The organism is Sphingomicrobium sediminis (assembly GCF_023805295.1).
Taxonomy (GTDB): domain Bacteria; phylum Pseudomonadota; class Alphaproteobacteria; order Sphingomonadales; family Sphingomonadaceae; genus Sphingomicrobium; species Sphingomicrobium sediminis.
In genome coordinates, this window is record NZ_JAMSHT010000001.1 from 1,266,995 (window position 1) to 1,288,392 (window position 21,398).

At 63.2% G+C, this 21,398-nt stretch carries 21 protein-coding genes and 1 pseudogene; 3 read left to right on the forward strand and 19 right to left on the reverse strand.

Going from position 1 to position 21,398, the window contains the following annotated elements; genetic code table 11:
• Positions 1 to 193 precede the first annotated feature (193 nt).
• From tuf to NDO55_RS06690, 12 genes and pseudogenes are all read right to left on the reverse strand, one after another.
• Positions 194 to 1,384, reverse strand: a complete 1,191-nt coding sequence (gene tuf / locus NDO55_RS06640) for an elongation factor Tu (RefSeq protein WP_252113593.1) — start codon at positions 1,382 to 1,384, stop codon at positions 194 to 196.
• 101 nt (positions 1,385 to 1,485) lie between these two features.
• Positions 1,486 to 3,579: an elongation factor G gene (fusA, locus tag NDO55_RS06645; RefSeq protein ID WP_252113595.1), complete on the reverse strand. Its 2,094-nt coding sequence runs from the start codon at positions 3,577 to 3,579 to the stop codon at positions 1,486 to 1,488.
• A gap of 66 nt (positions 3,580 to 3,645) precedes the next feature.
• Entirely contained in the window at positions 3,646 to 4,116 is a 471-nt protein-coding gene (gene rpsG, locus NDO55_RS06650; RefSeq protein ID WP_252113597.1) for a 30S ribosomal protein S7, read from the reverse strand.
• 66 nt (positions 4,117 to 4,182) lie between these two features.
• Complete coding sequence (gene rpsL, locus NDO55_RS06655; RefSeq protein ID WP_252113599.1) at positions 4,183 to 4,554, reverse strand: 30S ribosomal protein S12; 372 nt, start codon at positions 4,552 to 4,554, stop codon at positions 4,183 to 4,185.
• A gap of 226 nt (positions 4,555 to 4,780) precedes the next feature.
• Entirely contained in the window at positions 4,781 to 5,512 is a 732-nt protein-coding gene (locus NDO55_RS06660; RefSeq protein WP_252113601.1) for a sulfotransferase-like domain-containing protein, read from the reverse strand.
• Complete coding sequence (locus NDO55_RS06665) at positions 5,509 to 6,435, reverse strand: aminotransferase class IV (protein WP_252113603.1); 927 nt, start codon at positions 6,433 to 6,435, stop codon at positions 5,509 to 5,511. The genes NDO55_RS06660 and NDO55_RS06665 overlap by 4 nt, the downstream gene beginning before the upstream one ends.
• A 3-nt stretch (positions 6,436 to 6,438) precedes the next feature.
• Complete coding sequence (gene lpdA, locus NDO55_RS06670; protein ID WP_252113605.1) at positions 6,439 to 7,854, reverse strand: dihydrolipoyl dehydrogenase; 1,416 nt, start codon at positions 7,852 to 7,854, stop codon at positions 6,439 to 6,441.
• A 71-nt stretch (positions 7,855 to 7,925) separates the two neighbouring features.
• Positions 7,926 to 8,138 (reverse strand): hypothetical protein, encoded by a 213-nt coding sequence (locus tag NDO55_RS06675; RefSeq protein WP_252113607.1) that lies wholly within the window; start codon positions 8,136 to 8,138, stop codon positions 7,926 to 7,928.
• Between the two features lie 60 nt (positions 8,139 to 8,198).
• Positions 8,199 to 8,741, reverse strand: a complete 543-nt coding sequence (locus tag NDO55_RS06680; RefSeq protein ID WP_252113609.1) for an SH3 domain-containing protein — start codon at positions 8,739 to 8,741, stop codon at positions 8,199 to 8,201.
• A 75-nt stretch (positions 8,742 to 8,816) separates the two neighbouring features.
• Positions 8,817 to 9,413 (reverse strand): helix-turn-helix domain-containing protein, encoded by a 597-nt coding sequence (locus tag NDO55_RS06685; RefSeq protein ID WP_279639090.1) that lies wholly within the window; start codon positions 9,411 to 9,413, stop codon positions 8,817 to 8,819.
• Positions 9,414 to 9,599: pseudogene (locus NDO55_RS12120) on the reverse strand (helix-turn-helix transcriptional regulator); the annotation flags it as partial. It abuts the gene before it with no gap.
• Positions 9,599 to 10,909, reverse strand: coding sequence for a pyruvate dehydrogenase complex dihydrolipoamide acetyltransferase (locus NDO55_RS06690; protein WP_252113613.1), 1,311 nt, complete (start codon positions 10,907 to 10,909; stop codon positions 9,599 to 9,601). The pseudogene NDO55_RS12120 and the gene NDO55_RS06690, both read right to left, overlap by 1 nt.
• A gap of 100 nt (positions 10,910 to 11,009) precedes the next feature.
• Between NDO55_RS06690 and NDO55_RS06695 the strand changes: the two genes are divergently transcribed.
• Positions 11,010 to 11,468: a universal stress protein gene (locus tag NDO55_RS06695; protein WP_252113615.1), complete on the forward strand. Its 459-nt coding sequence runs from the start codon at positions 11,010 to 11,012 to the stop codon at positions 11,466 to 11,468.
• On the opposite strand, the gene NDO55_RS06700 is transcribed toward NDO55_RS06695, so the two are convergent.
• The 3 genes from NDO55_RS06700 to NDO55_RS06710 are packed head-to-tail and all read right to left on the reverse strand — an operon-like array spanning position 11,465 to position 13,018.
• Positions 11,465 to 11,944: a GAF domain-containing protein gene (locus tag NDO55_RS06700; protein WP_252113617.1), complete on the reverse strand. Its 480-nt coding sequence runs from the start codon at positions 11,942 to 11,944 to the stop codon at positions 11,465 to 11,467. The genes NDO55_RS06695 and NDO55_RS06700 overlap by 4 nt on opposite strands.
• A gap of 11 nt (positions 11,945 to 11,955) precedes the next feature.
• Positions 11,956 to 12,375, reverse strand: coding sequence for an alternative ribosome rescue aminoacyl-tRNA hydrolase ArfB (gene arfB, locus NDO55_RS06705; protein WP_252113619.1), 420 nt, complete (start codon positions 12,373 to 12,375; stop codon positions 11,956 to 11,958).
• The gene (locus tag NDO55_RS06710) at positions 12,365 to 13,018 is read right to left on the reverse strand and encodes an RluA family pseudouridine synthase (RefSeq protein WP_252113621.1); all 654 of its coding nucleotides are present in this window, start codon (positions 13,016 to 13,018) and stop codon (positions 12,365 to 12,367) included. The genes arfB and NDO55_RS06710 overlap by 11 nt, the downstream gene beginning before the upstream one ends.
• A 251-nt stretch (positions 13,019 to 13,269) precedes the next feature.
• Between NDO55_RS06710 and ctrA the strand changes: the two genes are divergently transcribed.
• Positions 13,270 to 13,977: a response regulator transcription factor CtrA gene (ctrA, locus tag NDO55_RS06715; protein WP_252113623.1), complete on the forward strand. Its 708-nt coding sequence runs from the start codon at positions 13,270 to 13,272 to the stop codon at positions 13,975 to 13,977.
• A gap of 69 nt (positions 13,978 to 14,046) precedes the next feature.
• Here ctrA and NDO55_RS06720 read toward each other — a convergent pair whose 3' ends face one another.
• The 3 genes from NDO55_RS06720 to NDO55_RS06730 form a co-directional block, all read right to left on the reverse strand.
• Positions 14,047 to 15,345, reverse strand: coding sequence for an HD-GYP domain-containing protein (locus NDO55_RS06720; RefSeq protein ID WP_252113625.1), 1,299 nt, complete (start codon positions 15,343 to 15,345; stop codon positions 14,047 to 14,049).
• 163 nt (positions 15,346 to 15,508) lie between these two features.
• On the reverse strand, positions 15,509 to 16,324 hold the full coding sequence (locus NDO55_RS06725) for an arginyltransferase (protein ID WP_252113627.1): 816 nt from the start codon (positions 16,322 to 16,324) through the stop codon (positions 15,509 to 15,511).
• 129 nt (positions 16,325 to 16,453) lie between these two features.
• Positions 16,454 to 17,689, reverse strand: a complete 1,236-nt coding sequence (locus NDO55_RS06730) for a threonine ammonia-lyase (RefSeq protein ID WP_252113629.1) — start codon at positions 17,687 to 17,689, stop codon at positions 16,454 to 16,456.
• Positions 17,690 to 17,730: 41 nt separating this feature from the next.
• On the opposite strand from NDO55_RS06730, the gene NDO55_RS06735 reads away from it, so the two are divergent.
• Positions 17,731 to 19,398 (forward strand): amidohydrolase, encoded by a 1,668-nt coding sequence (locus NDO55_RS06735; protein WP_252113631.1) that lies wholly within the window; start codon positions 17,731 to 17,733, stop codon positions 19,396 to 19,398.
• On the opposite strand, the gene NDO55_RS06740 is transcribed toward NDO55_RS06735, so the two are convergent.
• Positions 19,380 to 21,389, reverse strand: a complete 2,010-nt coding sequence (locus NDO55_RS06740) for a protein-disulfide reductase DsbD family protein (protein WP_252113633.1) — start codon at positions 21,387 to 21,389, stop codon at positions 19,380 to 19,382. The two genes, NDO55_RS06735 and NDO55_RS06740, sit on opposite strands and share 19 nt — an antisense overlap.
• Between the last annotated feature and the right edge of the window lie 9 nt (positions 21,390 to 21,398).

The window sequence follows — 21,398 nt, forward strand, 5'->3', positions numbered from 1 at the left end:
CCAACAAGTTAAAACTGACAAAGTGAAGACCCTGTTCTTCTGATTGCGTTTCATAGCGCAACCTAGCTGAACCGGGCCTTACTGGACCTTCCCGCTTCTGGTTCGCTCCTGGCGAACCGGCCTCGGGGGGCCTCTTAAAAAATGCGGGGGCCGATGAACCGAATCACCGGCCCCCGAATTGTTGACGCCTATATTACGCCGTGATCTTGCCGACAACCCCCGCGCCGACGGTACGACCGCCTTCACGGATGGCGAAGCGAAGACCCTGGTCCATAGCGATCGGAGCGATCAGCTTGACACCCAGCGAAACATTGTCGCCCGGCATGACCATTTCCGTACCTTCCGGAAGGGTGATTTCACCCGTCACGTCGGTGGTGCGGAAGTAGAACTGCGGACGATAGTTCGCGAAGAACGGCGTGTGACGGCCGCCTTCGTCCTTTGACAGGACGTAAACTTCGGCTTCGAAGTCGGTGTGCGGGGTGATCGAACCCGGCTTGGCCAGAACCTGGCCACGCTCGACTTCTTCACGGCCGACGCCGCGGATCAGCGCACCGATGTTGTCGCCAGCCTGGCCCTGGTCGAGCAGCTTGCGGAACATTTCGACGCCGGTGACGGTCGTCTTGGTAGTGTCCTTGATGCCGACGATTTCGACTTCGTCGCCAACGTTGACGATGCCGGTTTCGACACGGCCGGTGACAACCGTGCCGCGACCCGAAATCGAGAACACGTCTTCGATCGGCATCAGGAAGTCCTTGTCGAGCGGACGATCCGGCTCGGGGATCCACTCGTCGACGGCAGCCATCAGCTTGAGGATGGCGTCCTGACCGATTTCACGGTTGCTGTCTTCGAGGGCAGCAAGCGCCGAACCGGCGATGATCGGAATGTTGTCGCCGTCGAAGTCGCGCTTCGAAAGTTCTTCGCGGATTTCGAGCTCGACGAGTTCGAGAAGCTCGGGATCGTCGACCTGGTCGACCTTGTTGAGCCACACGACCATGGTCGGAACGCCGACCTGCTTGGCGAGCAGGATGTGCTCCTTGGTCTGCGGCATCGGGCCGTCAGCGGCCGACACCACGAGGATCGCGCCGTCCATCTGGGCGGCACCGGTGATCATGTTCTTCACATAGTCGGCGTGACCCGGGCAGTCGACGTGCGCATAGTGACGGTTCTCGGTCTCATACTCGACGTGTGCCGTCGAGATGGTGATGCCGCGCTCGCGCTCTTCCGGAGCCTTGTCGATGTTTGCGAAATCGACAGCTTCCGACGTGCCGGCTTCCGCCAGGGTCTTGGTGATCGCCGCGGTGAGCGACGTCTTACCATGGTCGACGTGACCGATGGTGCCGATGTTAACGTGCGGTTTGTTCCGCTCGAATTTTGCCTTCGCCATTATACGCCTCTTTTCAGTCTTCTTCTTTTGATGTTCCGGGCGGGCTCCGCCCTAGGAGACGGAGCGCCCTTAACGAGTATTTTGCAGGAACGCTAGTCCCGTTACGCCAGCTTGGCCTTCAATTCGTCCGCGACGTTCTGCGGCACTTCATCATAGTGCGAGAACTGCATCGAATATTGGGCACGACCCGAGGTGAAGCTGCGCAGCTCGTTGATGTAGCCGAACATGTTCGCCAGCGGGACATGGGCGCTGACAACCTGTGCGTTACCGCGGCTGTCGGTGCCCTGGATCTGACCACGGCGGCTGTTGAGATCGCCGATCACGTCGCCGAGATAGTCTTCGGGGGTCACGACTTCAACCTTCATGACCGGCTCGAGCAACTTGATGCCCGCGCGCTGCGCGGCTTCGCGCATCGCGGCACGACCGGTGATTTCGAAGGCCAGCGCCGACGAGTCGACGTCGTGATACTTACCGTCGAGAAGTTCGATGTCGAAATCGATGATCGGGAAGCCGATGAGCGAACCGGTTTCGGCGGTTTCGCGCATGCCCTTCTCGACCGACGGGATATATTCCTTGGGAATGTTACCGCCCTTGACGTTGTCGGTGAACGTGATGCCGGCACCGCGCTCACCCGGGGTCAGCGCAACCTTCACTTCACCGAACTGACCCGAACCACCCGACTGCTTCTTGTGGGTGTAGGTCAGCTCGACCGGCTTCTTGAGCGATTCGCGGTAGGCCACCTGCGGCGCACCGACATTCGCTTCCACCTTGAACTCGCGCTTCATGCGGTCGACGAGAATGTCGAGGTGCAGTTCGCCCATGCCCTTGATGATGGTCTGGCCCGATTCGTGATCGGTCGAGACGCGGAACGAGGGATCCTCGGCGGCCAGGCGGTTGAGCGCGATGCCCATCTTTTCCTGGTCGGCCTTGGTCTTGGGTTCCACCGACAGTTCGATAACCGGATCGGGGAATTCCATGCGCTCGAGGATGACCGGCGCCTTTTCGGCACACAGGGTGTCACCCGTCGTAGTGTCCTTGAGACCCGCAATCGCGACGATGTCGCCGGCGAATGCTTCTTCGATGTCCTCGCGGTTGTTCGAGTGCATCAGCAACATGCGGCCGATCTTTTCCTTCTTGTCCTTCACCGTGTTCAGGACCGAGCCCTTGGAGAGCTTGCCCGAATAGATGCGCGCGAAGGTGAGCGAGCCGACGAACGGGTCGTTCATGATCTTGAAGGCGAGCGCCGCGAAGGGCTCGTCATCGCTCGAAGGACGCTTGGTGGTCTCTTCGGTATCGGGAACGATACCTTCGATGGCCGGGACGTCGATCGGACTCGGCATATATTCGACAACGGCGTCGAGCAGGGGCTGGACGCCCTTGTTCTTGAACGCCGAGCCGCACAGCACGGGCACGAACGCACGGGCCAGCGTGCCCTTGCGGATCAGCGACTTGAGGGTCGCCGTGTCGGGCTGTTCGCCTTCGAGATAGGCCATCATCGCATCGTCGTCCTGTTCGACGGCGAGCTCGACGAGCTTCTCGCGATATTCGGCGGCCTTGTCGGCCATGTCAGCCGGAATGTCGGTATAGTTGAACTTCGCGCCGAGGCTTTCGTCTTCCCACACCACGCCGCGCATCTCGACGAGGTCGACGATGCCCTTGAGCTGGTCTTCGGCGCCGATCGGCAGCGCGAGGACGAGCGGGGTCGCGCCGAGACGCTCGACGATCGAGTTCACGCAATAATAGAAGTCGGCACCGGTACGGTCGAGCTTGTTGATGAAGCACATCCGCGGGACCTTGTACTTGTCGGCCTGGCGCCAGACAGTCTCCGACTGCGGCTCGACACCGGCAACGCCGTCGAACACGGCGACCGCACCGTCGAGCACGCGGAGCGAACGCTCGACTTCAATCGTGAAGTCGACGTGGCCCGGGGTGTCGATGATGTTGATGCGATGCTCTTCGCCCTGGCCGTCATTGGCCTTCCAGAAGGTGGTCGTCGCGGCCGACGTGATGGTGATGCCGCGCTCCTGCTCCTGCTCCATCCAGTCCATCGTGGCGGCGCCGTCATGGACTTCGCCGATCTTGTAGGACTTGCCGGTGTAATAAAGGATACGCTCGGTCGTGGTCGTTTTACCGGCGTCGATGTGCGCCATGATACCGATATTGCGGTAGCGCTCGATGGGATGGCTGCGGGCCATGGAAACTTCTCCGGAATTTAGTGGGTGGCCGCCCCATGGCGGCCGCCCGTTACATTTGAATGTCTGCTACCAGCGATAGTGGCTGAAGGCGCGGTTCGCTTCGGCCATGCGGTGCGTGTCCTCGCGCTTCTTCACGGCATTGCCGCGGTTCTGCGACGCGTCCATCAGCTCACCCGAAAGACGGGCGGCCATGGTCTTCTCGCTGCGGGCACGCGCGGCGCCGATGAGCCAGCGGATCGCGAGGGCCTGGGCACGATCGGGGCGAACCTCGACCGGAACCTGGTAGGTGGCACCACCAACACGACGCGAACGCACTTCGACGCCCGGCTTGATGTTGTTGAGAGCCTCGTGGAACAGCGCGAGCGGGTCGGTCTTCATGCGCGCTTCGACATTGTCGAGGGCGCCGTAGACGATGCGCTCTGCGACCGACTTCTTGCCGTCCAGCATGACGCTGTTCATGAATTTCGAGAGAACCAGATCACCGAACTTGGGATCGGGCAGGATGACGCGCTTTTCGGGGCGACGACGACGGGACATATTCTTATCCTTTAATAGAGCGGGGCGCGTGCCTCATTGCGGGCCGCGCACGTCCGACGATCCAGCTTACTTGGGACGCTTGGCGCCGTACTTCGAACGGCTCTGGCGGCGATCCTTGACGCCCTGCGTGTCGAGCACGCCGCGCAGCACATGGTAACGCACACCCGGAAGGTCGCGCACACGGCCGCCGCGGATCAGCACGACGCTGTGCTCCTGCAGGTTGTGGCCTTCACCCGGAATATAGCTGATGACTTCGCGGCTGTTGGTGAGGCGCACCTTGGCGACCTTACGCAGCGCCGAGTTCGGCTTCTTCGGGGTGGTGGTGTAAACGCGCGTGCAAACGCCGCGCTTCTGGGGATTCGCGTCCATCGCAGGGACCTTCGATTTGGCCTTCTGGATGGTACGACCCTTGCGGATCAACTGGTTAATCGTCGGCATGAAGCCTTCACCTTTCATCGTGCCGGGCAGCCCCCGGCGGTTACTTTTGACATACGCAAAAGGAAGGCTCCTCCCCCGGTCGTTCCGGGCGAAAACCCTTCGCGGCGCATGCCAATGTTCAGCTCTTGTCGGTCATCCTTCGGATTTCTCGGAGGAATCGGACAGGCGCGCCATTAGAGGTTGAGGCGCGCGAGGTCAACCACATGTAGGATCAAGCGTTGCCGCTTCAAGCGCGAAGGGCGCGTTCCTGCAGCCACGCATAGTCGTCGGCACATGCCGCCGCGACATCGGCATATTCGCCTTCCAGCGCGGGCGCTTCTCCCGGCGACCCGGCGAACCCCGTCGACGCATTGACCTTGTCATACCAATGTGCCCCCCAGACACCGTCCTCGGGGTGAGGCCCCTGCTCCCATGACAGCATGGCCGGGTCCCAGCCGATGCCGAGCGCGCCGCAAAGGCGGCGCAGCATGGTTTCCGGATCGGCCAGAATGTCATCGCTATCGACGATTGGCGGCGTGGTGCCGGTGGCACTCTCGACGGCTTCGACATAGTGCCTGAGCTGCGCGAAGCCGAGCATCTCAGGCGTGCGCAGCTCGTTTTTCTTACGATAGGAATTCACCACCCGCTCGGGCGCGCGAATAAGAAAGGCGTTGATGTGGCTGTCGAGGAGGTCCTCGATCCCCACCGGACCGACCATGTGGTGCGGCATCTGCTTCTGGTACCAGACCGGTTTCCCGCCCGGCGCCTCGCCTTGCTGCTCGGCAAGGACGGCCTGCCAGTCGGTTTCCATGTCGGCGATCGTTTCCGCTGCCATCGGATGCGGTTCGCCGGATTCCTCGAGAAAGGCACCGTAGAAGGGCTCGTCGCTGACGGCGCAGTCGCTCCGGCTCGAGAAACTTCGCATCATCGCGGTCGAGATGTTGCGCGGCCCCGACCACATGGCGATGCGCAGGGTCACGGGCGGTCCTGCCCCGCGACGTCTTCACCGATGCGTTTGAGATACAGCTGCTGCAGCCGCTCGACCATCGCCCCTCGCTCGGTGCCGATGACGCGGCCGTCGATCGTGCCGACGGGCGCGACGCCCGCAAAGGTGCCGGTCGTGAAGGCCTCGTCCGCGCCATAGACTTCGGTCAACGAGAAATTCTTCTCAAATGCCGGAATGCCGGCCTCGCGGGCAATTTCCAGCACGATCCCGCGGGTGATCCCGTCGAGGCAATAATCGCCACTCGACGTCCACACCTCGCCATCGCGCACGATGAAAAAGTGGGTCGAATTGCAGGTCGCGACAAAGCCTTGCGGATCGAGCATCAATGCCTCGTCCGCCCCGGCCTCGGCGGCCTGGATGCAGGCGGTAATGCAGTTCAATTTGGAATGCGAGTTGAGCTTGGGATCCTGCACTGCCGGATCGCCGCGCCGCACATGGACCGTGAAGAGGTCGAGCATGCGCGTAGCCGTTTCGGGCGCGGCGCGTTTCCATTCGGGAATGATGACGATGGTCGCATCGCCGACAACCACGCGCGGGTCCTGATAGGGCGTCGAGCGGACGCCCCGCGTCACCATCAGCCGCACATGCGCGCCCTCGTCGGTCATGTCATTGGCATCGAGCACGGCATAGAGCCGCCGCTCCATCTCCTGTGGAGAAATGCCGATGTCCATGTGGATCGCCTTGGCCCCACGATAGAGCCGCTTCAGATGCCGATCGAGAAAGGCCAGCCTCCCGCCATGCAGGCGAATGCCTTCCCACACCCCGTCGCCCAGCATGAAGCCTGAGTCGAACACGCTGACCATCGCCTGGTCACGCGGCACATGCGCGCCATTCACATCGATCAGGACAGAGGCGTTGCGCTCGTCAGGGACGTAATGATGGGTGCCCTTGGCCACGTGCTAGATGTGCAGCACGCGCCCGTAGGCGCTCAGCACCGCCTCGTGCATCATCTCGCTCAGCGTCGGGTGCGGGTAGACCGTGTTGATGAAGTCCGTCTCGACCAGTTCCGCCTGCTTACCGACCGTATAGCCCTGGATGAGCTCGGTCACTTCCGCGCCGATCATGTGCGCGCCCAGGAGTTCTCCCGTATCGGCGTCGAACACGGTCTTGATGAAGCCCTGCGTTTCGCCAAGCGCAATCGCCTTGCCGTTGCCGATGAAGGGGAACTTGCCGACCTTCACCTTGTGGCCGGCTTCCTTGGCCTTGGCCTCGGTATAGCCCACGCTCGCGACCTGTGGGTGGCAGTAGGTACAGCCCGGAATGTTGCGCACGTCCATGGCATGCGGATGGACGTCCTTATTGCCGGCTTCCTGCGCGATCGCTTCGACGCAGATAATGCCCTCATGGCTGGCCTTGTGCGCGAGCCAGGGCGGCGCGGTCACGTCGCCGATCGCCCAGATGCCCTTCACGTTGGTGCGGCACATGGCGTCGGTGTCGATATGACCCTTGGTCGTCTTCACGCCCAGTTTCTCGAGCCCGATATTCTCGGTGTTGGGGACGATGCCGATGGCGACGATGCAGTGCGAGAAGCTCTTTTCCTCGACCTTGCCCTTCTCGTCCTTGATCTTGGCTTTGACGCCCGATTTGTCGGCCTTGAGGCTCTCGACACCGGCCTTGGGCATGATGGTCATGCCCTGATTCTTGAGCTGCTTCAAAAGCTCCGCCGAAATGTCCTCGTCCTCGACGGGGACGATGCGGTCCATCATTTCGACCACGGTCACGTTAGCGCCCATGTCGTTATAGAAGCTCGCAAACTCGATCCCGATCGCGCCCGAGCCGATGACCAGCAGGTCCTTGGGCATTTCCTTGGGCACCATGGCGTGGCGATAGGTCCAGATCTTCTCGCCATCGGCCGGCGCGAAGGGCAGGTCGCGCGCCCGCGCGCCCGTTGCGACGATGATGTTCTTGGCGGTTAGCTGCGTCTTCTTACCGTCCTCGGCAGTGACGGTCATCTTGCCCGCCGCATCGATCGCGCCATTGCCCATATGCACGTCGATCTTGTTCTTCTTCATGAGGCCGGTGACGCCCTGGTTGAGCTGTTTCGCGACCCCGCGCGAGCGTGCCACGACCTTGTCCAGGTCCATGCCCACATTGTCGGCCTTCAGCCCGAAGCTGTCGGCATGCTTCATGTGGTGCAGGATCTCGCCCGAGCGCAGCAGCGCCTTGGTCGGGATGCAGCCCCAATTCAGACAGATACCGCCCAGGCTCTCGCGTTCGACGATCGCCGTCTTCATGCCGAGTTGGCTGGCGCGGATCGCGGCGACATAGCCGCCGGGTCCCGAACCGAGGACGATGAGGTCGTAATTATTGGCCATGGGGCACCCTTTCGCGTCGCGTCTCTATTCGAGATGCGAGGTAGCGCGGGGTGCCTAGAGCGACAAGCCCCTCAGCCCGAATGCCACTCGAAGAAGCTGCGCAGGCCGAATGCCGCCACCCCGAAAATGGGCAGCGAGAAAAGCAAGCCCGGCGAATTGCTCACCGGCCGCACCGTTCCCCAGGCGAACCAGCTGTCGAGCCACGGCCCGCCCGCACCGCCGAAAAATAGCGGCAAGGCCATCGCCAGCACCCCGGCAATCAGGATCGCAGACGTCCATTTCATACCCAAAACTCCCTTCCCCAAGAGAAAGGCGATGATGGGCCTTAAGTATGAAGAAGGCGTTTAGCCGGCCACCTGCACATATTTGGCGTAGACCCAGCCCGACTGACACTGGCCGTCATAGGCACGCGTCGCGGGCACACGGTCCATCACACCGCACCGGTCGCGACCGCGAAACAGCGAATTATCGTTGGTGTAGACGATGCCGATCCAGGTGCCGGCATCATTCTGGTCGCAGATGATGATGGGATGGCCCTGTCCCAATTTGTCGACCTGCGTGGCGCGCGACGACGGTGCCTCGCGCACGGCAAGGAAGTCGTTATCGCCCCCGGTCATCGGCAGATTGGCGACCAACGCGCCCGAGCGGCAGGCAGTCGACCCCGGCCCATCCAGCCCGACCCGCACGGCGCGGCGTGCAGGTGTCGGCGGCGGCGCGGGCTCGGCTTGCGCCGTGGTTTCCTCCGTCTCGTTAGCGCCGTCGGTCTCGGCCGCATCCTCGTCGCCCGACAGGAACGGCAATTCCGTATCCCCCCGTCCCAGCATGAACGCGATCACGGCAACCAAGATGACGATGATGGCGATCAGCCCGCCATTACCCTTTTGCATAAGACCCCCGTCTCAAACCCCTTATGTCGGGTAGCAGACTAAGCGGGCAGATGATGGCGTCAAGCGGGCCAAGGACTAGGGCTTGATCGGGCGCTTCTTGTTGTCGGCCGTGGTGGCGACGAAGGTGAAGGTGCCGCTGGCGACGTCGAATTCGCGTTCGCCGTCGCGCTCGCGTCCCTTGGCAGTGGCGCGGATGGTCATGCTGGTCGTGCCTTCGCGGACCAGTTCGGCATAGACGCTGAGTTCGTCCCCAACCTCCATTGCGCCGGGAAAAGCGAGGTCGGTGGCCGCGACCACGACCGCCTTGCCCTTCGAATGACGCGAGGCAAGCGAGCCCGCCGCGAGCGCCATCTGGCTCATCAGCCAGCCGCCGAAAATGCCGCCATAAGGATTGGTGTCCGACGGCATGGCGGTGACGCGGATGAGGGGTACGTCAGGCTGAGCTTCAATCAGCTCACCCGGACGCACTCCCAAAGCATCGGAAAGTCTCGCCATCCAATCTTGAGTAAGCCGCCTATCTCCGGCCTCCAGCATTGAAATCTGGCTATGGGTAGTTCCCAACAGGTTGGCCAACTCAACCTGCGTTAGGCCCCGTGTATGACGCAATTCCGCGATGCGATTGCCGCGATCACTGTCGGCCGAAGCTCTACCCGGTGTCGGATGACGATCCAAAATGTCCCCCGGACTACAATCGAGGGCAGTTGCGAGCTTTCGCAACCAAGATTCCGAAAGTTTTCGTCTGCCCGTTTCTAGATATCCAATCGTCGCCTGCGTAGTGCCGACTTTATCGGCAAGTTGCGACTGAGTTAGACACCGGTGATTGCGCCATTCTCGCAAGAAACCATTAGTTGTTGGCACTAAGCCACCAACCCCATCGGGTTTTCGACCAGCTTCTTGAACGCCTGCATCAGGCGCGCGCCGTCGGCGCCGTCGATGGCGCGGTGGTCAAAACTGCCGGTGGCGCTCATGACGGTCGCGATCTGCAAGCTGTCGTCGATGACGTGGGGGCGCTTTTCGCCCGCGCCGACCGCCAGGATCATCGCTTGGGGCGGATTGATGACGGCGTCGAACTGCTTGATGCCGAACATGCCCATGTTGGAGATGCTCGCCGTGCCACCCTGATATTGGTGCGGTTGCAGCTTGCCTTCCTTGGCGAGCCCGGCCAGCTCCTTCATCGCGGTCGAGATGCTCGACATGCTGCGCTCATTGGCATTCTCGATGATCGGGGTGATGAGCCCGCCATCGATACTGACCGCGACCGAAATATCGGCGCGCGAATATTTGATGAGGTCGGTGCCGGCGAACGATACGTTGCACTCGGGCACTTCGATGAGCGCCAGCGCAAGCGCCTTGATCAGCATGTCGTTGACGCTCAATTTGATGCCGCGATCCTCTAGGCTCTTGTTCAGCTGGCTGCGCAGCTTGAGCAGTTCGTCGAGTTGGCAGTCGACCGTCAGGTAGATATGCGGGATCTGCTGCTTCGCCTCGGTCAGGCGACGCGCAATCGTCTTGCGCATGTTCGAGAGCTTCTCGACCTCGTGCGGGATTTCCAGCGGTTCGACGTCCGCAGGCGCAGCCGCCGGTGCGGGCGCACTGGCCGGGGCCGCAGCAGCCTGCGAAGCCGGTGCCTTGCCAGCCGCCGCGTCAATGTCGGCACGCACGATGCGGCCATTGGGGCCGGTGCCCGTCAGCGTGGTGAGATCGATGCCCTGCGCTTCGGCAAGGCGGCGCGCCAGCGGCGAGGCCTTCACCCGCTCGCCATCCTTGGTCGGCGCGGCGGGGGCCTTGGTCTCGGCAGGCGCGGGTGCTGAAGCAGGTGCAGGCGCGCTGTCGCGGCCATAGCCCTTGTCGGGCGTCGGCGCGGCTTCGGGTGCGCTCTTGGCTTCGGGTGTGGGCGCGTCGGCGGACGGCGCGGAAACTTCCTCGCCTTCCTCGCCGACCATCGCGATCACGGTGCCGACCGCAACATTGTCGGTGCCTTCCTCGACGAGGATTTTCAGGAGCACCCCCTCGTCCACGGCTTCGAATTCCATGGTCGCCTTGTCGGTCTCGATCTCGGCGAGAAGGTCGCCCGAACTGATCGTATCGCCTTCCTTGACCAGCCACTTGGCCAGCGTGCCCTCTTCCATCGTGGGCGAAAGCGCGGGCATTTTCAGTTCGGTTGCCATGATTCCTCCTGTCTTGCCCGCCTCAAAGCCGATGCACCCGGAACCGTCAAGACTTGCGATTATCGTTACGGCGGGGCAGCCTCCCCGTCAGGAGAGAGACATGCCGCAAACCTATCTCGTGATCGTGAACGAACGCGACGAGGCAAAAGTGTCGCTGCGCTTTGCCGCCAAGCGCGCGCTGAAGACCGATCGCAGCGTCGATGTGCTGGCCATCGTCGAGCCGCAGGAGTTCGTCTCCTGGGGCGGCGTACAGGCGGCGATCGAGGAAGAAGACATGCTCCGCGTCGAGGCCGCCATCGCCGCAACGGTCGGCGAAATCGTCGAGAGTTCGGGATTGAAGCCCAACATCATCATCCGCCAGGGCGACCCCATCAAGGTGATCAAGGAAATCATCCACGAGCGTGATGACCTCGCCTCGCTCGTCCTCGGCGCCGCGCCGGGCAAGAATCCCGGCCCCATTGTCAAACATTTCACGGGCGAAGGCGCAGGCGATTTGCCCTGCCCGGTCCTGCTGGTCCCGGGCGGGTTGGATGATGAACGGATTGAGCTGCTGGCCTAAATGGCGTCGGTGAGGATCGCCGCGAGCTTCTCGCAACCCGCCTGATCTTCCGCATCGAAGCGATTGGGGCTCGGGCTGTCGAGGTCGAGCACGGCGACCAGTTCGCCGTTCCGCACGATCGGCACGACCAGTTCGCTCCGGCTCGCCGCATCGCAGGCGATGTGGCCGGGGAAGGCATGCACATCCTCGACCCGCTGTGTTTCAAGCGTTTCGGCGGCTGCACCGCACACGCCCTTGCCGAATGGAATGCGGATGCAGGCCGCGCGCCCCTGGAACGGTCCCAGCACCAGCTCGCCATCGACATTGCGATAGAAACCGGCCCAGTTGAGATCGTCCAACTGTTCCATGATGAGGCTGGCCGCATTGGCCATGTTGGCGATGCCGTCGCTCTCGCCCGCGACGAGGCTTTCCAGCGCGGCGGCCAGCTCGTCATAAAAGGCGCCCTTGTCGCCTGCCTCGATCTTGAAGTCGTACATGTCGGTTCCCGTCAGTGCTTGCGTAGATCGACCTTGCCGCGCAGCGCCTTTTTCTGCCCGCGCTTCACCTTGCGGTCGACGCGCTTCTGCTTGGCGCTCCAGCTCGGCTTGGTCTTCTTGCGTTTCTTGGGAACCAGATGGGCCTTGGCGATCAGCTCCGCAAGGCGTGTCCGCGCTTCCTCGCGATTGCCCTTGCGGCTACGCGAGCCCTTCGCGGTGATGATCAGCTCCTTGCGGTCCTTGGTGACCTTGGAGCCCGCCAGATGACGCAGTCGGTTGAGCACGCGCCCATTGAGCCCCAACGCCATCAGATCGACGCGCAACTGCACCCCCGTCTCCGACGTATTGGCATGCTGGCCGCCCGGGCTGGAGCCGGCGAGGAAGGTCTCGTCCAGCGCCTCTTCGGGAATATCGACCTCTTCAGGCGACATGGGCTTTCCAGTCGCCAAAATGGTCGGGAAGCGGCGCGCTGACTTTGAGCATCTTGCTCTTGGGCCGCGGCACGGCGAGCCGCTCGGCGTGGAGCAGCATCGGTCCGCCGGGGAAGCCGTAGACACGGTCGCCGACAATGCCGTGGCCCAATCCCTCGCGCGCGTGCACGCGAATCTGGTGCGTCCGCCCCGTCTCGGGCACGAACTCGACCATCGTCTTGCCGTCCACGACCGCCAGCTTCTTCCAATGGGTGATGGCGGGCTTGCCATTCGGGTCATGCGTCATGCGCCAGCCCGCCGCCTCGCTCGATATCTTGCCCAAAGGCAGGTCGATCGTGCCTTCCTCGCCCTCGACTTCGCCGCCGACGACCGCGAGATAGCGCTTGCGCACCTCATGCGCCTCGAAGGCGGCCTGCACCCATTTGCGCGCCGGCGGGTGACGCGCCAGCAGCAGGCAGCCCGACGTATCCTGGTCGAGCCGGTGCATGATCGCGGGCAGGCGTTTGTAATTCTGCCTCAGCTGCGGCAGCCGCCCTTCGAGCGAATCACCGCCGCGACGCGGCGTATCAACCGGCAGGCCGGCCGGCTTGTCGAGCACGAGCACGTCGGCATCGATGAAAATTATGCGCTTTTCCAAATCCATCGCGCTCACCTAGCCAAGCGGCCGCGCCAGCGATAGCCCCGCAGATCCGCCAGAATGAGTCTTTCGAGTCACAGTCCGGCATGAAAATCGCCCGCGTTAACCTTTATTACTTTGTTAACCTTTTGGCTTCAGATAGCAGAATGGTTAACGGGCGCTTCAAACAGATGAAGAAGCGTTAGAAGAGATTAAGACGACGTTGCACAAGGCAAAGTGAACAGCCCCAAGCAACGGCGCCATCGGGGAAGAAGAACATGCGGGTACTCTTGATCGAAGACGAAGCCACGATCGCCAAAAGCATCGACATGATGCTCTCGACCGAAGGCTTTAATGTCTACACCACCGATCTTGGCGAAGAAGGCCTCGATCTGGGCAAGCTCTACGATTACGACATCATCCTTCTCGACCTCAACCTGCCGGACATGCACGGCTATGACGTCCTGAAGAAGCTGCGCACCGCCAAGGTGCAGACGCCGGTCCTGATCCTGTCGGGTATCGGCGAAATGGATTCGAAGGTCCGCGCGCTGGGCTTCGGCGCCGACGATTATGTCACCAAGCCGTTCCACCGCGACGAGTTGGTCGCCCGCATCCACGCCATCGTCCGTCGTTCGAAAGGCCACAGCCAGTCGGTCATCCGCACCGGCAAGCTGGCCGTGAACCTCGATGCCAAGACGGTCGAAGTGGACGGCAACCGCGTCCACCTCACGGGCAAGGAATATGCGATGCTGGAGCTGCTTTCGCTCCGCAAGGGCACCACGCTCACCAAGGAAATGTTCCTCAACCACCTTTATGGCGGCATGGACGAGCCCGAACTCAAGATCATCGACGTCTTCATCTGCAAGCTGCGCAAGAAACTCTCGCTCGCTTGCGGCGGTGAAAATTACATCGAAACCGTCTGGGGCCGCGGCTACGTGCTGCGCGATCCGGAAGAAGGCAAGGACGGCGCCGAAGCGGCGGCCTAACACCGAACAGGCGAGAGCCTTTGGGGCAATGGGGCGGTGGCGCAAGGGAGGCGCCGCCGCCCTTTTTGTTTAGCGCGTTACCGCCACCAGCGCCTCGTAGCAGGCCCCATCGACAGCTTTCCCGACCTCGTTGCCGATAATCTCCAGCGCTTTTGCGCGGGGCATGGCAGCGCGATAGGGGCGGTCGGCAGTGAGCGCGTCATAAAAATCGCAGGCCGTGATGATTCGCGTCTCGACCGAGATAGTGCGTTCGTCCAATTGTAGCGGATAGCCCCTGCCGTCGAGCCGCTCGTGGTGGGCGGCGGCGACCGGAGCCATGTCGGCCATGCAGCCGATGCGGCTCAGAATGGCATGGGTCTGCGCGGCATGGTCGCGCATTTCCACCCATTCGTCATCGCCAAGTTTGCCCGGCTTCTCGAGCACCAGGCTCGACACGCCCAATTTGCCGATATCGTGTAGCAATGCGGCGCGGTGGAGCCAGCGGCCCTGCCCCGCATCGAGCCCCATGATCCGGCCCATCGAGCCGGCAAAGTCGGCGACACGGGTCGAGTGGCCGCCCGTATAGGGGCTCTTGGCATCGACGACCGCGCCGAAAGCGGCGGCGATGTCGTCGAGATAATCGTCATCCACATCGACACGATCCTCGAGCCCGACCATCGCCGTCGACAGCGTATCGACGTGCGGGCTTTCAAGGTCGCGCCAGAATTGCGGATCGCGCGAAATGTCCGCGAACAAGCGGACAAGTTGCGGATCGAGCCAGCTGCCACTGCGATGCGCCAATTCCGCGAGGACCGCCTCTCGCCCGGCATGCTGGTGGAATACATCGGCGACCTGGCACAGCAGCGCGATGCGCGCGAACAGCGGAATCGCATCCCCGCTCAGTTTCTCCGGCCGACCCGACCCGTCCCAATGCTCGTCAAGACTGAAGATCGCCTCGGCTACCTCCTCGCCAAAGCGAAGCTGTCTCGAAATATCGGCACCGCGCGTGCAGCGCGTCTCGATCATCTCCTGCGCGATATCGTCGCCATTCTTGAGGATGTTGGCGATCTTGGCGATCTTGGTGCCCATCGGACCGCCCTCGCCCGTCTTCGAAAAGACGAACTTCAGCGTTGCCGGCAGGCCGGTCGGAATGGTCTTCCAGCTCTGTTTGAAGTCGCGATCGTCGGTCGCATAAAGCTCGGCAATCCGCGCCGCATTGCTCGAACAGCCAAGATCCTTGAGCAGCACCGCATAATGGAGCGCCCGGCGATCCTCGGCATTCAGGCCCAATGTCGCGCCCATTCGCCCGGCAATATAGGCGCAGCGCACGCTATGCCCGGCCGGCTGGCCTTCGGTCAGGTCGAGGGCATAGGAGAAGGCGCCGAGCAACTCGGCGAGACTGGTGGTTGCGCCGGTCGTGACGGGCGCGCTGGGATGGCCTTGGTAAATGCCGCGTCTCCTATTCGGAAACGTCGGGCATTAGCCGCGAGGCGATAATTCGCTCTCAACGATCATGGTAAACAGCGCTTAAGGATGTTGGCGGTGCGACCGCCTATTTCATCGGCAGCTTTCGCGTCGTCATGTGACGGACAGGCGGGGTGCGGCGGCGTGCCGCGACATCGTCCTCGCCGGTGCCGTCCATCGGGCCCCAGCCCTCGCGGCCCAAGCGCTCCAGCGGGCGGAACTTGGCCTTGTAGGCCATGCGGTCCGACCCCTCGACCCAATAGCCGAGATAGACATAGGGCAGGCCCGCCTGCTTGGCGCGCATGATGTGATCGAGGATGATGTAAGTGCCGAGCCCCTTGCGCGCGTCGGGCCCCGTATCGAAGAAGCTGTAAATCATGCTCAGCCCGTCCGACTGCTGGTCGGATAGGCAGGCACCGATCAACCGGCCCGGGCGGCCATATTCATCGTCGGGCTCGCGATATTCGACAACATAGGTACGCACCGGCGTCTGCTCCACCATGTCGGCATAATCATGCTCGTCCATCTCGGCCATGCCGCCACCAGGATGACGCGCCGAGAGATATTGGCGAAGCAGGTCATATTGCTCGTCCGTGGTCCACGGCTTGCAGGCAGTGACGTCGATATCCTGGTTATTCTTGATCAGGCGGCGCTGCGAGCGGCTCGGCTCGAAATCCTCGGTCCGCACGCGCACCGACACACAGGCCGAACAATCGACGCAGGACGGACGATAGGCGACGGACTGCGAGCGGCGAAAACCGATCCGCCCCAACGCTTCGTTGAGGTCGGCGGCATTGTCGCCGTTCAATTCCGTAAACACCTTCCGCTCGACCTTGTCCGGCAGATAGGGACAGGGCGCGGGATTGGTGACGAAAAATTTGGGGAAGCGGAATGGTGCGCTCACCCGTCTCTCTCCTTCGTCGAATCCTTACCAACGTCTTTATGCGACGGGTTAACGGATTTGAAAAGGATCGGGTTTCGCGCCAACTGCCCGAAACTGAATCAAAATGTGCCGCGCTGGAACGCTTTGTAGTTAATGCCCCTCGGCCGCGCTGAGGCGATCGGCACGCTCCACATTGAAGCCGCATTCCTCCAGCGCATCGACCAGCCGGTCGATCGCCGCCGCGTCGCGCGCCTCGCACTCCACCTCGATCAACGTGTCCTTGGCGGGCAACGCATTGAAGATGCGATGATGGTTGGTCTCGAGGATGTTGACGCGATGCTCGTGGAATTTCGCCGTGATCGCCGCAAGCGCGCCGGGGCGGTCTTCCGCAGCAATCTTGAGCCGTGCGATACGCCCCGCGCGCACCAGTTCGCGCACCAGCACGTTGGACAGGAGGTGCGGGTCGATATTGCCGCCGCACAGCACGGTGCCGACCTTCTTGCCCTTGAATGCGTCCGGTTGGTCGAGCAACAGCGCGAGGCCAGCGGCCCCTGCTCCCTCGACCACCGTCTTCTCGATCCCCACCAGCAAAGCGACCGCATGCTCGATGGCCGCTTCGGGGACTAGTTCGATCCGGTCGACCAGGTCGGCGATGATCGCTCGGGTGATCTTGCCGGGCTCCTTGACCGCAATGCCCTCGGCCAGCGTATCGCCGCCCGTAATCGTGCCCTTGCCTTCGATGATGCATTTCATCGCCGGAAACATCTCGGCCTCGACGCCGACCAGTTCGATGTCGGGATTGATCGCCTTGGCCGCAATCGCGATGCCGCTCATCAGCCCGCCGCCACCGATCGGCACAACCAGCACGTCGAGATCGGGCACGTCGCGCAGCATTTCGAGGCCGACCGTCCCCTGCCCGGCAATGACGTCGGGGTCATCGAACGGGTGGACGAAAACATAGCCCTTCTCGTCGGCCAGCGCCTGCGCATGGGCATAGGCATCGTCGAACACCTTGCCTTCCAGCACGCAATGCGCGCCATGACCCTCGGTCTGCTCGACCTTGATGGTGGGGGTGGGCGCGGGCATCACGATGGTGACGGGAATGCCGAGGCGCGCGCCGTGATAGGCGACCGCCTGCGCATGGTTGCCCGCGCTCGCGGCAATCACGCCGCGCTTGCATTCCTCGGGGCTCAGCTGGCGCAGCTTGTTGAGTGCGCCGCGCTCTTTATAGGCCGCGGTGAATTGCAGGTTTTCGAACTTGAGCCAGATGTCGGCACCGACAATCTCGCTCAGCGTCCGGCTCTTCGACATGGGCGTGTCGACGACAGCGCCCTCGATCCGCGCAGCAGCGGCGCGGATATCTTCAATAGAAATTTCCCTCTCCATGGGCTCATCGCCTAGCCCTTCCCGCCGCCGCAAACAATGCTATGCGTGAGCGCATGATCAAGATCCGCCTCATCGCTGCCCTGCTCAGCGCCACCGCCCTTCCCGCCACCGCCTTCGCCGACACGCTCGTGCATAATGTGAACGGCATCCAGGCCAGCAAAGACGGCAAGATCGAACGCTTCACCGCATTCGTGATCAGCGATGACGGGCGGATCGTGGCAATCCTGCAGGCTGGCGAGGCCCATCCCCGCACCGATTATGCCATCGACATGCAGGGTGCCGTCGTGATGCCCGGCCTCATCGACGCGCATGGCCATGTCATGGGCCTCGGCCTCGCCGCGCTCCAGCTCGACCTCACCGGCACCAGCTCGATCGCCGAGCTGCAGCAGCGCGTGAAGGCCTATGCCGACGCCAATCCGGGCCTGCGCTGGATTCAGGGCCGCGGCTGGAACCAGGAAATGTTCGCCGAAGGGCGCCTGCCCACCGCCGCCGATATCGACGCGGTGGTGAGCGACCGTCCCGTCTGGCTCGGCCGCGTCGACGGCCATGCTGCGGTCGGCAACACACTGGCGATGGAATTGGCAGGCGTGACCGCCGCCACCGAGGACCCCGACGGAGGCAGCTTGATTCGCGATGCCGCGGGCAATCCGACCGGTGTCTTCATCGACACCGCCGAAGGCTACGTCACCCGCGTCATCCCGCGCACCCAGCCGCTATTGCTCGACAAGGCCCTGGGCGAGGCACAGCGTTTCCTCCTGTCCGAAGGCATCACCGCCGTGGCCGACATGGGGACCTCGAACGAGGATTGGCACACGATGCGCCGCGCCGGCGATGCGGGCCGGCTCCAGCTGCGTATCATGAGCTACGCCAATTCGATCGAGACGCTCACCAATGTGGCGGGCACGGGCCCGACGCCGTGGCTCTACGACGGCAAGCTTCGCATGGGCGGCATCAAGCTCTATTCGGACGGTGCGCTGGGCTCGCGCGGCGCGTTGCTCAAGCAGCCCTACGAAGACGCGCCCGACACGGTCGGCCTGCCGGTCACTGACGAACTGGCGATCAAGAACCGCGCCAGCCGCGCCGCGATCGACAATTTCCAGGTCGCCATCCACGCCATCGGCGATCTCGCCAACGAGCAGGTCATCGCGACCTTCGAGGAGCTTGGCGACGCCTATGAGGGCGAGCGCCGCTGGCGCATCGAGCATGTCCAGATCCTCGATCCCGCCGACCTGCCGCGTATCGCCGAGGCCGGCATCATCGCGTCGATGCAGCCGGTCCACCAGACCAGCGACTGGCAGATGGCCGAAAAGCGCCTTGGCGAGGAACGTCTGGGCGCGGCTTATGCCTGGAACAGCATCGACCAGTCGGGCGCGCTGCTGGCCTTCGGGTCGGACTTCCCGGTCGAACATCCCAATCCATTCGTCGGCCTCAAGGTCGCGATCAGCCGCGAGGATGCCAATGGCAATCCGCAGGGCGGCTGGATCGCGGAGGAAAAGGTGGATCTCGGCACGGCGCTCGCCGCTTTCACCATCGGTGCGGCCTATGCCGGTTTCGCCGAAGACCAGTTTGGTCGCCTCGAACCCGGCCTTTATGCCGACTTCATCGTGATCGACCGCGATCCGACGGCGGTCAGCCCGACCATGCTGGCGGAAACCGACGTTCTGGAAACCTGGATCGGCGGCAAGCGCGTCTATCGCGCTGCGGACTGAGCCGCTTCGACCCTCTGGGTCAGCATGCCGGGGGTGAGGAGCTGCGGCAACTCTTCCGGCTCGTTCGAACCCGGCGCGTACCAGAGATAGAGCGGCACACCCGCACGCCCGCGCCCTTCAAGGAAACGCGTGATCTGCGCATCGCCGTCGGTCCAGTCGGCCACGAACACCGCGACATCCGCCTCGTCGAAGGCCTGCGTGACGCTGTCGCGCGATATCGCGACGCGCTCGTTGGCCTTGCAGGACAGGCACCAGTCCGCGGTGAAATAGACGAAGACCGGGCGCCCTGCCGAGGCCGCCGCGTCGACCGCCTGCGGCGTCCAGGCAATCGCGCCCGGCACGCTCACCTCGCGCTTGATCGGCTCATTGGGCAGAAAGATTGCACCCAGCACGCCGATGCCGAGCACCAGCGCGAAGGCGGTCCGCATCATGCCGACGCGCCGCCCGAATAATGCCAGCGCAGCCGCCGCAAGCCCAAGGCCGAGAACGCCGCTAGTGACACCAATCGGCCCGGCCAACCGCCACAGCAGCCACAGGCAGGCGATGACGGTCAGGCCCATCGGCAGCGCCAGCCAACGCTTCAATGTCTCCATCCACTTGCCCGGCTTGGGCATGCGGTTGCGCAGCGCCGGAATGAAGCCGATGGCGAGAAACGGCAGGGCAAGCCCCAGCCCGAGCGAGGCAAAGACGGCGACAGCAGCCAATGGCGGCAGGATCAATGCGGTCCCGAGCGCGGTCCCGAGAAACGGTCCGGCGCAAGGCGTCGCCACGAAAGCGGCAAGCGCGCCGGTCGCGAAACTGCCCTTGGCTTCAAACCCGCCTGCCAGCACGGGCAATTCGAACAGGCCGAGCAGGTTCAAGGTGATCGCCCAGGCCAGCAGCAAGAGGATGAAGATGGTGCGCGGGTCCTGGAGCTGGAATGCCCAGCCGACCGCGTCGCCTCCCGCACGAATGCCGAGCAGGACGAGACCCAGCGCCGCCGTGCCGACGACAGCGCCTGCCGCATATCCGAGCGCATCGCGCCGCGCATAGGCCTCGCTCGATCCGGCCTTGGCAAGATGCAGCGCCTTCATCGCGAGCACGGGAAAAACGCACGGCATGAGGTTGAGGATGAGGCCGCCCAGTAGCGCCCCGAGGATTGCATAGAGGATGGCGCCTGAGCCCTTGTCGGCGACGATCTCGCCGCCGCTCGGTACGTCACCCGCACGCGCCACGAACTCTAGGCCCTGACCAGTGCCGAGCTTGATGAGACCGGCTACCCGGTCCGGCTCCGCGCCATCGCGCAGGGCGAGGTCCGCGATGAGCCATTCGCCGCTGCGGCGGAAACGCTGCGGTTCGCCATAATCGATCAGATGGGTCTGCCCGTCCTCAGCCCGTTCGAGGATGAGGTCGGGGCTGCCCACGCCAACGCTTTCCGGGATGGGGAGCGCCACCGAAAGCGTGCTGCCGGAGACATCCCAGCGCGCCTCGCTTTCGAGCGGGCGCGGCAAATCGCGACGATACTGGTCGAATTCGTCGGCCCGCTCGGCCCCCTCGCCTACCGGCAGCAGCAGCTTCACCTCGCCGCGTTCGGGCACGCACAGCCGGTCGGTACAGGCCAGCCAGCGCATTTCGGCACCGATGGGCAGCACCGTCGCCCCCGTCGCGGGAGTCTCGACCTCGACGAGCACAGCATGCGTGTCGCGGTAGATATAGCTCATCAGTCCCGCCGCCTCGTAGCGCATCGGCGTCGGGAAACGCATTTCGCCCACTTCGACCCCGTCGGGCAGGTCCCACTGGACATTAAGCGGCAGCCCCGCATCGCCGGGATTCTTCCAATATCCGTACCAGCCGGGCTTGCCTTCGAAGCGGATCGCCAGCGTCACCGTCCCGCCATCGGGGTCGGCGGGCGTCTCGGCCACCAGGCTGGGTAAGAGGTTTGTCTGCTGCGCCCGCGCCGGCAGCGCGGCGGCAAACAGAATCGCGATCAGAAGAAGCAGGCGCTGGAGCATCGCTACCGC